Annotated in this window: 10 protein-coding genes; 5 read left to right on the top strand and 5 right to left on the bottom strand. The window is 64.6% G+C overall.

The window, feature by feature from the left end:
- Positions 1 to 61: 61 nt before the first annotated feature.
- Both GGR47_RS18755 and GGR47_RS18750 read right to left on the bottom strand, forming a co-directional pair.
- A complete protein-coding gene (locus GGR47_RS18755) occupies positions 62 to 289 on the bottom strand; it encodes a putative quinol monooxygenase (protein WP_183949614.1) in 228 nt (75 codons plus the stop codon).
- A gap of 71 nt (positions 290 to 360) precedes the next feature.
- Positions 361 to 1,155: a type 1 glutamine amidotransferase domain-containing protein gene (locus tag GGR47_RS18750; RefSeq protein WP_061780455.1), complete on the bottom strand. Its 795-nt coding sequence runs from the start codon at positions 1,153 to 1,155 to the stop codon at positions 361 to 363.
- Positions 1,156 to 1,268: 113 nt separating this feature from the next.
- Between GGR47_RS18750 and GGR47_RS18745 the strand changes: the two genes are divergently transcribed.
- Positions 1,269 to 2,204 carry a LysR family transcriptional regulator gene (locus GGR47_RS18745; protein ID WP_043061434.1) on the top strand — a complete coding sequence of 312 codons (936 nt, stop codon included), beginning with the start codon at positions 1,269 to 1,271 and terminating at the stop codon, positions 2,202 to 2,204.
- Between the two features lie 84 nt (positions 2,205 to 2,288).
- The gene (locus GGR47_RS18740; RefSeq protein ID WP_043061433.1) at positions 2,289 to 3,305 is read left to right on the top strand and encodes a zinc-binding alcohol dehydrogenase family protein; all 1,017 of its coding nucleotides are present in this window, start codon (positions 2,289 to 2,291) and stop codon (positions 3,303 to 3,305) included.
- Positions 3,306 to 3,523: 218 nt separating this feature from the next.
- Here the strand turns inward: GGR47_RS18740 and GGR47_RS18735 are convergent, their stop codons facing one another.
- Positions 3,524 to 4,411 (bottom strand): LysR family transcriptional regulator, encoded by an 888-nt coding sequence (locus GGR47_RS18735; RefSeq protein WP_243403486.1) that lies wholly within the window; start codon positions 4,409 to 4,411, stop codon positions 3,524 to 3,526.
- A gap of 151 nt (positions 4,412 to 4,562) precedes the next feature.
- Here GGR47_RS18735 and GGR47_RS18730 point away from each other — a divergent pair, with 151 nt between their 5' ends.
- From GGR47_RS18730 to GGR47_RS18720, 3 genes are read left to right on the top strand one after another with little or no spacing between them, the layout of a single operon-like run.
- Positions 4,563 to 5,363: a DODA-type extradiol aromatic ring-opening family dioxygenase gene (locus GGR47_RS18730; protein ID WP_174521625.1), complete on the top strand. Its 801-nt coding sequence runs from the start codon at positions 4,563 to 4,565 to the stop codon at positions 5,361 to 5,363.
- Positions 5,364 to 5,399: 36 nt separating this feature from the next.
- A complete protein-coding gene (locus tag GGR47_RS18725) occupies positions 5,400 to 6,254 on the top strand; it encodes an SDR family oxidoreductase (RefSeq protein ID WP_043061431.1) in 855 nt (284 codons plus the stop codon).
- 48 nt (positions 6,255 to 6,302) lie between these two features.
- Positions 6,303 to 7,094, top strand: coding sequence for an SDR family NAD(P)-dependent oxidoreductase (locus tag GGR47_RS18720; RefSeq protein WP_061780454.1), 792 nt, complete (start codon positions 6,303 to 6,305; stop codon positions 7,092 to 7,094).
- Positions 7,095 to 7,426: 332 nt separating this feature from the next.
- Here GGR47_RS18720 and GGR47_RS18715 read toward each other — a convergent pair whose 3' ends face one another.
- Both GGR47_RS18715 and GGR47_RS18710 read right to left on the bottom strand, forming a co-directional pair.
- Positions 7,427 to 10,060 carry an AAA family ATPase gene (locus tag GGR47_RS18715; protein ID WP_061780453.1) on the bottom strand — a complete coding sequence of 878 codons (2,634 nt, stop codon included), beginning with the start codon at positions 10,058 to 10,060 and terminating at the stop codon, positions 7,427 to 7,429.
- Positions 10,057 to 10,895: metallophosphoesterase family protein (locus tag GGR47_RS18710; RefSeq protein ID WP_221204877.1), on the bottom strand; the 839-nt coding region annotated here is incomplete at its 5' end. The genes GGR47_RS18715 and GGR47_RS18710, both read right to left, overlap by 4 nt.

The following is a 10,895-nucleotide window of genomic DNA, read 5'->3' as shown; positions in this document are numbered from 1 at the left end:
CCAGAAGCTGGTCCAAAACGTCCTTGTCGATTGCCATATCGATGGTCCCTTCCATTCCATCCTATGGCCTCCCGCACAAAATTCCTGACAGTCCCACCGCATCCGCGTCCGCGTACAGCTCGTCGAGGACGAAGCGGTTCGGATCGCTCTGGTCCTGCCAGAGATCGTAGCGCAAATTGCCCGGTTCGGCACGGCTTGGCTTTAGCATGGCGTCGAGCAGAGCGCGCAGGCGGTCGACGGTATCCGCACGGGCGGTTAGGACGGCGACGATCTTCACGTTGGCGGTCATGGCACCATATCCTGTCCTGGTTATATCCGAAGCGGGGCGCATCCTGAGCGCCCCGCCCGTCATCCTGGTACTCACGCAGCGGCGCGATCGAGGGCTTCGATCAAAGCGTCGGCCATGGCTTGGTCCGACGCCGGATTCTGACCCGTGATCAGCTCCCGGTCCACGACGACATTCGAAGCGAAGTTCTTGTCGGTGACAGAGACGTCGCCACCGGCCGACCGCAGCGCCTTTTCCATGTCGAAGAAGAGCTCGCCCTTCAGCACTTGCTCCTCAGCGATCTTCTCCTCGCTCGCCGAGAAGACGGTCATGCGGTAGCCTGAGTAGATCCAGTCTCGCGCCAGGTCGGCCGCCCCGGCGTCATCGCCTTCCTCCAGCGCCTTGCGGAAGGCCGGAGCATCGTCGAGCGTAGAAACAACGACCACCGGTCCGTGGCAGAGGAGCGCGGTCGGCTTGGCCGCCGCGTGGAAGTGACGGAGGATCGTGCCCGCATCGCGGTCCTGCATCAGATCGACGATGGGCGCGTGACCTCCCGGCACGAACACGCCAACGAAGCCGTCCAGACCCTCGTCGACGACCGATTTCAGCGTGCGGACGTCGTTCATGGCCGGGTGGCTGGCGAAGAAGTCCTTGGCGCGCTGGTATGCCGCCTCATCACCGCCAAAGTGGTCCTTCGTGTCGGAACCGGCATCGATGTGCGGCTTGGTCCCATTGGGCGTAGCGAGAACAATATCATAGCCGGCGTCGAGCAGTGCCAGCGCGGGGACTGCCGTTTCGTTGAGATACTGACCGACCGTTGCGGTACTGCCGCCACGCAGACCGAGCTGTGTCGCGTTCGATCCAAGAACGAGAACCTGACCCTTGCTCATCTGAACCTCCATGTTCGCGGCGCCCGTCGCCGATGGATGGGAAATGGGCCTAGTTGATATATTCTAGAAGTTTATCTTTCTAATGTCAGATATACGTCTGACAGGATGACTGCGTGCGCTACGATCTGAACCTGCTGCCGATCTTCGTGGCGTTGATGGAGGAGCGCAGCGTCACGCGGGCCGCCGAGCGAATGGGCATGACACAGCCCGCCCTGTCTAATGCCCTATCGCGTCTACGACTGATGCTTCAGGACCAACTGTTCGTCCGCGAGCGCTACGGCATCCAGCCGACCCCGATCGCGCTTGAACTCTCACCGCTGATCGCCGAGGCACTCGCGCAGCTTGACGACGCGGTCCTCGGTCAGCAGGCCTTCGATCCCGCACAGGCCGAACGGCTCTTCACCATCGCGCCGAACGGCTATGTCGAGTTCGTCCTGGTCCCCGCTGTCGTGGCGCGCCTGGAGAAGGTCGCGCCCGGCATCAAGCTCCGCCTGACGCCCTACGGCAACGATCTTGTGGAAACAGGCGTCGTGTCGGGCACGACGGCGCTCGTGCTGGGCCGCATCGTCGATCCGCCCGACAACCTCGTCGTCCAGCACCTGATGGACGAAGGGCTCGCCTGCGCCGTCCGCGCCGACCATCCGGGCGTCGGCGATGCCATGACGCGCGAGCAGTTCGAGGCGATGAAGCACGTCAACATCGTGCCGCCCGGACGGATGCGCGCCGGGCTGTTCCAGGCGCTGGCGCAACAGCAGCTGAAGCGCGACGTCGCAATCTCCGTGACAAACTTCTTCGCGGTAGCCGAGATGGTGGCGGTGACCGACTATTGCGCCACCTTGCCCTCGCTCATCTGCAGGCGGCTGATGCACGACCCCCGGCTGAAGATCCTGCCGGCTCCGGTCGACCTTGGCAGCTTTCCCGTGGAAATGGCTTGGCACGTCCGCTATCGGCATGATCCCGCACACCGCTGGCTACGGGCGCTGATCGGCGCGGTCATCACTGACCTCACGGGGAAGACGGCAGCGGCAGCCACGCCGTCGCCAGCCTGAGGACGATGTCGAACCGCGACGTCGCTTGTGCGTATCCCGTAGGTAACAAAATTCGCTATATAGCCTCTGACGATAGGATTTATCATGCGCGCAATCGGCTACCAGCAGCCCGGAACGATCGATCGCACAGAAGCTCTCGTCGATATCGAACTTCCCGATCCCAACGCTACCGGCCGTGATCTCCTCGTCGAGGTCAAGGCTGTCTCGGTAAACCCGGTTGACACGAAGGTGCGCGCTGGCTCGGGTTCGATCCACGGTGATTGGCGCGTCCTGGGTTGGGATGCCGCCGGTGTCGTTCGCGCGGTTGGCCCTGAAGTGCGCGGCTTCGAACCGGGCGACGAGGTGTTCTACGCGGGTAGCATCGGCCGCGATGGGACCAACGCCGAGTTGCACTTGGTCGACGAGCGCATTGTCGGGAAGAAGCCGGCTAGCCTCGATTGGGCAGAGGCAGCGGCGTTGCCGCTGACGGCGATCACTGCGTGGGAGGCCCTCTTCGAGCGATTGTCCGTGCGTACTCCTGTAGCCGGTGCAGCACATGCGCTGTTGATTGTCGGGGGTGCCGGCGGGGTAGGCTCGATGGCAATCCAGCTTGCTCGCCAGGTACCCGAGCTGATCGTCATTGCGACAGCCTCGCGCCCTGAAACGCAGGCCTGGGTGGCCGAGCTCGGTGCGCACCATGTCATCGATCATCGCCAGCCGCTGGCTCGGCAAGTGGCGAATTTGGGCATTGGCGCGCCGGCTTTCGTCTTCTCGACCACGCACACCGACGAGCATATCGAGCAGATCGCCGAGATGATCGCCCCGCAGGGACGTTTTGCGCTCATCGACGACCCCAAGACGCTCGATGTCGTACCATTCAAACGCAAGTCGGTGTCGACCCACTGGGAGTTCATGTTCACCCGGTCCATGTTCGAGACCGCTGATATGGAAACGCAGGGTCAGATCCTGTCGACCATCGCCAGCCTCGTGGACGCCGGCGACGTGCGCACCACCCTCACCGAACGGTTCTCCCCCATCAACGCCGCGAACCTCAAGCGTGCGCACCAGGCGCTTGAGAGCACTACCGCACGCGGCAAGATCGTCATCGAGGGTTGGCAGTGATGCGGTTCACGCTCACCCGCAACGTCCGCCGTGCCCGCGGCCCCCGCCGCACCAACTGAAAAGGACCAAGCCTCGGCGTTATCGATGCCAGCCATGTGCGGTTGTGGGCGTCGCTTTCGCTGGGTCACTGATATCTACAATCATAAAAGACCGTGATGTTTTGAGATAGCAGACGCGGTCCTCGGGTGAAAACTCGGGACGTCTGCTAGCTCGGCCTCTCACCAATCGGTGCCAAGAGCGGGGAGTGCTTCGGCTAAGAAGTCAATCCACGCCCGCGTCTTGGCGGCGGGGCGCCGCGTCGGGTGTGTGATGGCATATGCCGCTCCCAGCATCATAGGCGGCTCGTCCAGCTCAAGCTCGCTCAATTGGCCGGCGCGAAGCGCCTCTGCCGCAATAAAGCGTGGCCCATAGACCAGCCCTTGGCCCGCGATGGCAGCGCGAACCAAGGCCTCGCCATTGTCGGAACACATCGATCCTGAGATCGGCACCTTGATCGTCCCGTCTTTGCCGAACGCCCACGATGTCGTTCCTGCAAGCGACGCGTTGGTGTGGCCCAGGCAATCGTGATCGCCGAGATCGGCCAGGCGGGTTGGCGTTCCCCGCCTCGCCAAATAAGAGGGTGCGGCACACAACACGACGCGCATCGCCACGAGCTTGCGGGCAACAAGCGCACTGTTGGCGAGGCGCCCGATCCGTACGGCGACATCCCAACGTTCTTCCAGCAGGTCGACGTAACGATCGTTGAAGCCCAGTTCGATCGTCACTTCGGGATGACGTGCGGAGAAAGCAGGGATGAGTGAGGCAAGGTGCAGAACGCCGAAGGTGGCGGGCGCACTGACGCGCAGCAGTCCCTGCGCGGTGATCGACCGCGACGATGCCTCCGCCTCGGCTTCTCCGATCTCCATCAGGATACGTTCGGCCTTTTCGAAATAGTCGGTGCCTGCCTCGGTCAGCGATAGCCGACGCGTCGAGCGCTGGATCAGCGTGGTGCCGAGCCGCGCTTCGAGGGCGTCTAGGTGCTTGGCCGCCATCGCCGGCGACATGTGCAGATCGCGTGCGGCAGCAGAGATGCCACCGAGCCTGATCGCCCGGACGAACACGTCCATACCCGTCAATCGATCAGCCATGATTTCCTACCCGTGGTTGAAGCTGATCCTTCTACGCGAACGATTATCATTGCGCGATATCGGGCACATATTCCGGTCAACAGATCGAACAATGATCCAGGCGGCTTCCGTGGCGCCTGCACCGGAGTGTATGACCATGAGCGTCCAGCCTACCTACTTCATCCCGCATGGCGGCGGCCCCTGCTTCTTCATGGACGATCCGCGCGGCGTGTGGAGCGGTATGGAAGCGTTCCTGCGCAGCCTGCCGAACTCGCTTGCCGAGAAGCCCAAGGCCATCCTCGTCGTCTCGGGACACTGGGAGACGGACGGCTTCGCCTTCACCGGCGCCGAACGGCCCGAGCTGATCTACGACTATTACAACTTCCCGCCCCATACCTATCAGCTGCGCTACGACGTGCCGGGCGCACCAGCGCTCGCCGCCCGTGCCGCGGCTCTGCTCAAGGATGCGGGCATCCCCTCGTCTGTCGACCCGAAGCGGGGCCTGGATCACGGCGTGTTCGTGCCCCTCAAGGTCGCCTTTCCGGATGCGGACATTCCGCTGATCGAGATGTCCGTCGAGCGCGGGCTGGACCCGGCCCTCCATGTCGCTGCGGGCCGCGCCCTTGCGCCGCTGCGTGAGGAAGGTGTGCTGATCCTAGGTTCGGGCATGAGCTTCCATAACATGCGCGCCTATGGCGATCCGCGCTCGACGCCCGGCTCGCAGGCGTTCGACCAGTGGCTGGCCGAAAGCATGGAGCTGGACGGCCCACAGCGGGCCGAGCGTCTTACGCAATGGGCCGATGCGCCCTCGGCGCGGTTCGCCCATCCCCCGGCCAAGGAGGAGCATCTGCTGCCCCTGATGGTCGCGGCCGGCGCGGCCGAAGGCGAAGGCGCCCGGGTCTATGCCGAGGAAGTGCTGTCGACCGCCATCTCCGGCTTCCGTTTCAACTGATCTCAACTCTCAACGCGTCATCGAAGGAGAATTGTCATGACCATCGCCGTCACCGGCGCGACCGGCCAGCTTGGCCGCCTCGTCATCGAAAGCCTGAAGCGCAAGTCGACCGGCGAGCCGATCGTGGCGCTGGTGCGCTCGCCCGAGAAGGCCAGCGATCTGGGCGTCGAGGCACGCGCGTTCGATTACGCGCAGCCCGAGACGCTTGCTCCGGCACTGGCCGGGGTCGACACGCTGCTCCTGATCTCGTCGAGCGAAGTCGGGCAGCGCGAGCCGCAGCACCGCAACGTCATTGAGGCCGCCAAGCAGGCGGGCATCAAGCGTATCGTCTACACCAGCCTGCTCCACACCGACCGCTCGCCGATCAGCCTAGGCGAGGAGCACCGTGCGACCGAAGCGATGCTGGCATCCTCCGGCATCCCGACGACCCTCCTGCGTAATGGCTGGTACACCGAGAACTACACGGGCTCGATCCCGGCGGCTCTGGAGAATGGCGCGTTCGTCGGCAGCGCTGGCGAGGGACGCCTGTCGCTCGCGACCCGTGCCGATTATGCCGAGGCCGCAGCCGTCGTGCTGACCAGCGAGGGCCATGAGGGCAAGACCTATGAGCTGGCTGGTGACGACGCGGTGACGCTTGCCGACCTTGCCGCCGAGATCTCGCGCCAGACGGGTCGCGACATCCCGTACCGCGACCTGCCGCAGGCCGACTACGCTGCGATCCTGAAGCAGGTCGGCCTGCCCGAGGGCTTCGCCGAAGGGCTCGCGGCGTGGGACGTCGATGCCTCGAACGGCGCGCTGTTCGATGACGGCCATCAGCTCTCGAAGCTGATCGGACGTCCGACGACGCCGCTGGCCGACGCCGTGCGGGCGCAACTCGCCGCGCAGGGCTGACGTTACGCAATCCTCCGACGGTTAAAAAGCCATCCCTGGAGATAGCGCATGAACATCGACCTTTCCGGCAAAACAGCGCTCGTGACCGGTTCGACCGCCGGTATCGGCTTCGCAATCGCGAAGGGGCTGGCGGCAGCCGGGGCGATCGTCGTCCTGAACGGGCGCGACGAGAGCCGCACCCAGGAGGCGGTGGCCAGGCTGAAGCGTGAGGTCGGGGATGCCGATGTGCGCGGTGTAGCCGGAGACGTTGGAACGGAAGCCGGATGCGATGCCATCGTATCCGCGCTTCCGGCGGTCGACATCCTGGTCAACAATGCCGGCATCTTCGGCCCGCAGGACTTTTTCGAGACGCCTGACGCGGAATGGGAACGCTTCTTCAAGGTCAATGTGCTGTCGGGCGTACGCCTGTCCCGGGCCTATCTGCCGCGGATGCGCGACAAGGGCTGGGGTCGCGTGCTGTTCCTGTCCTCGGAGTCGGGCCTGAACATCCCGGCGGACATGATCCACTACGGCGTGACCAAGACCGCCGACCTCGCCCTGTCGCGTGGCCTCGCCAAGCGCATGGCGGGTACGGGTGTAACGGTGAATGCTATCCTTCCCGGTCCGACGCTCTCGGAGGGCGTATCCGAGATGCTGGCGGATGCGGTCGCCTCGGGCAAATCGTTGGAAGAGGCCGGCGCCGATTTCGTCAAGGCACACCGATCGTCCTCGATCATCCAGCGCGCTGCCACGGTCGAGGAAGTCGCCAACCTGTGCGTGTACATCGCCTCTCCACAAGCGTCCGCGACCACCGGTGCGGCGCTACGCGTTGACGGCGGTGTGGTGGATACGATCGCCTGACTTTCAGTTTGTCCTATCCCGATTGGGAAGGGCGGCCAGCACTACCAATGCGCGAGTTGCACGACATACGGCAAGGCGGGTGCCGTTTCCCGAACTGCTTGTCGAGCGTGGCGAAACGGAAAGCCAGACCGCCAGAAAATCGACCGGGGCTGTTGAAAAATGCGCCGCTGGTGGCCGGTCCGGTTGAGGGCGAGATGACACCCCAAGGTTTCGGGATCCCGTCTCGCATGGGATCCCAATCGGAACGGGGGCCGCGGTAGCCAACGTCAGCTATGCGCCTTGCTTTACCCAAAAGCGGCCGGTCCGCTAACCACCAGAATTTCTAGGTTCCGTTACCGACCTCCCGCCAGGCTAATCCGGTTACCAAGATGGCGAAAGGCGCGATCACGACAGGTAAGCAGGATGACCTGCATTCGCGTTGCTGCCTCCGTCAGAATCTCGGTCATAAGATCGAGGCGGGTATCGTCCGAATAGACCAGCGGGTCGTCCAGGATCAGCGAGACCGGCATGCCCTGCTCGAGGAGCATGTCGGCAAAGGCAAGCCGCGTGAGGACTGCCAGCTGTTCCTGCGTGCCCCTGGAGAGATCGCCGCAACCCTCGGCTAATCCGCCCCGCGCAATCGACGCCAGGCCAAGGTCGTCGCCAAAGCCGGGGTCCGCGCCCGGCAGCAGCCGTTCGATGTGCCGGCGCGCACGCCGCGCCACAGGCCCGACGAACGTCCGTGACGTCTCGGCGCGTGCGCTCTCCAAAGTGTCGCGAAGCAACTTCAGCGTTTCGGCTTCCTGCGTCACACGTGCCAGATTGGCAGCTGCGGCATCAGCCTCCTCACGCGCAACTGCGGCGCGGTCGGCCAGCCCCTTGCCGCCTTCCGCCTCGATCCGCGCCTCGAGCCCGGCAATCACCTTTTCCAGGTCGGTACGCTGGGCCCGGGCCACCTCGACCCGCTTGTCCAGCAGTCCGATCTGCCGTTCGATCGTCACAACGTCATGCGCAGTCGCCGCGCGTTCGGCATCCTGCAGGTTGACGAGCGCTGCCGCCTCCTGCTGGCGCGCATCGCGCAAAGCGTCGTCAAGCGAGGCCACCTCGGACTTGGCTTCCAGGGTGGCAAGCTGGGCCGCGACATTCAGCGCATCCCGCTCGGCGCCAGCTTCCTGAACCATCAATGGAGCATTGCGCGCCTCCACCTCGCGCAACTGCTCGGATGCCACCGCATCGACACCTTCAGCCTTTGCCAGCGCTATATCCGCCTCACGTGACGCGATCGTCAGCGCCTCGACGTCTGGTTCTTCGCCACTCCCCTCCCCTTCCGCGCCTTCCCGCAATCCGGCGATGAAAAGTTTCAGGGCCGAAGCACCCGCCTCGACGTCGAGCAGCGTCACGGCAGGCGTGATCCCGGCGATCCGCGCTTCAAGCGTGCGAAGGTTGGCGACCGCGTCTCGTGCCGCCTCGTTACGATCACGAGCCGCAGCGACACTCTCCACCCCGTGCTCAGCCAAGGCTGAGTTCAGATCATCGGTCGCATTGGCGAGTGCCGTCTCGGCGCCTTGCAGCCCGACCGGCGGACGGATGATCAGTTCGGCATCGCCCAGTCTGATGCGCGTCTCGCGAGACAGCATGCGGTCTCCACGCTCCGCCGCAGCTCCGTCGATCGTCAGACCGCTGACATCACCGGCGAACTCTATCCGCGTCGCACCGGCATCCATAGCCGCCCGCGCCTTGTCCACGGCACGTTCACGTTCTTCGAGGGCCTTGATGACGGTGGCAGGGATCGTCGCAGTCGCGAGCTGTCGCGTCGCTTCGTATTCGGCCTCCAGCCCAACCAACTCGGTATAACGCCGTCGTGCCTCGCCGATTGCCCCCCGGCGCTCGCGCTCCGCAGCCCGAATCCGAGCAGCATCAAGTGCCGCGTGAGCGGTCCGCCGAGTGTCACGAGCACGGGTTAGCAGCTCACGGGCTATCCTCGCTCTTTCCTGTGCGGCCGCCAGCTCCCCGACCAAGCCGGATCGACTATCCCGTGCCTTGCTGAGCGCCGTAGCCGTGTCGCTGACAGCTTTGCGGGCGGTTGCGAGGCGCGATGCGAGATCCTCAAGGGCCCTGACGCGTTCGACAAGGCGGCCGTGCTCTGCGCGGCGTGTGTCGAGCAGCTGAGCGGCAGAGCGCGCCACATCGAGCTGGCCTACCAGCGTCCGACGCTGCTCAGCATCGGTGGTATCGGCAAGATCGCGGTCTAGCACCTTTAGCCGCGCTCGCGCAGCCTCGAGATCGGAGAAGCCTTGTTCCAAGGCGGCAAGCCGAGTGGCCGCCTCGCTCGCGGCGCGTTGTGCTGCCTCATGCTCGTCGCGTGCCGCGGTCTGGCGACCGGTCGGCCGACCGCTGTTGGTCCAGTATTCCGCGAACTGGCTGTCGATGCGGGGACGAACACGCTGGTAGGCGGCACCGCCCATGATCGTGCCGACCTCAGCTTCCAGCGTAGCGCGAACGCTGTCGCGCACGATCTCACCCGGCGCCGTCACTTCAAGCGCCTGTGCCTGCCCGACCCACAGCAGGCCGAGTGCGCCGTGGGCGGCCGCGTCGCCGCCCTGGCTGGTGTCGCGACGCGCACCGAGCAGTGCTTGCAGCTGCGCCTCGGCATCCTCGCCCTGCGCACGCCCGTTCGGTCCCCGAACCTCAACCGAAGCACTTTTCAGGAAGCGCTTGCTGACTTCCCACGCCTCACCTTTCGCCTCGAAGCCGATCTCGATCTGCGGAGCGACGGCCTCACCGTAAGGCGCATAGCTACGCGCAAGCCGGTTGGCGGTGTTGTGCCGGATGAAGAAGGCGGCGCGCATCGCTTCCAGCAGCGTCGACTTACCAGTTTCGTTGGGCTCGATGATGACGTTGAGCCCGTTGGTCAGCCCGTCGAGCACGAAGGGGTCGCGGTATTTGCGGAAGTTTGAAAGCGCAACGCGCCGGATTCGAAGGCTCATGCCGCGTCCTGCCCACGCTGATGTTCCACAAACAGGCGCTCAAGCGCGCGCCTGGCAATGGCGCCGTCGCTGCCACCGGCCTCTATCATGCTCATCAGCTTGCCCGCGGCCGTACCTATCATTCCCTCGACCCGCAGGTCTGCCAAATCCTGTTCGCTCGGCCGACCGACGAGATCGTCGGCGGTAACCACCAGATGGCGCAGGCGATGGCGCAGGTCATTGTCGAGACGCGCAAGGATCGCGATACGATCGGACAAACTGACGATACCCGAGAGCGAGAGCTGCAGGAGGGTTGCCGATGGTTCGACCTGCGCAAGCAGCCGGTCGCACTCGGCGGCAAAGCCCTCCGCGTCGGCCACCGTCCACGAGCGCATCAGCCACTGGAACCTGCCAGTACGGATTGGCGATACCGACGGCTCCGCCCCTGCCTCAAGCGTCACGAGCAGAGCGTAGCCCGGCTCATCCCGCTGGAAGCGGTCGGTTTCTGGCGTTCCTGAGTACCAGGTGCGCGCATCGACCCTGAGGCTCCCGTGCCAGTCGCCGAGCGCAAGATAGTCGAGGTTGGAGCGCTGCGCGCGATCAGGTGCGATCTGGTTCTGCGCCTCGCCGCGCGACGAGAAGTCGCGGATCGAGCCGTGAGCGAGACCGATGCGCGAGCGCGCGCCTGGCGTCTCCATCGTGTCGAACAGCGCGGTTGGATCGTCGAGATTGTGCCGGTGGGTTAGCGGTGCCGGCAGCAGCGGGACTGTCAGGAATTTTGTGCGGGAGGCCATAGGATGGAATGGAAGGGACCATCGATATGGCAATCGACAAGGACGTTTTGGACCAGCTTCTG

The organism is Sphingomonas aquatilis, assembly GCF_014196115.1.
Lineage (GTDB): Bacteria > Pseudomonadota > Alphaproteobacteria > Sphingomonadales > Sphingomonadaceae > Sphingomonas > Sphingomonas aquatilis.
This window is presented reverse-complemented; position numbering and strand designations above follow the sequence as displayed.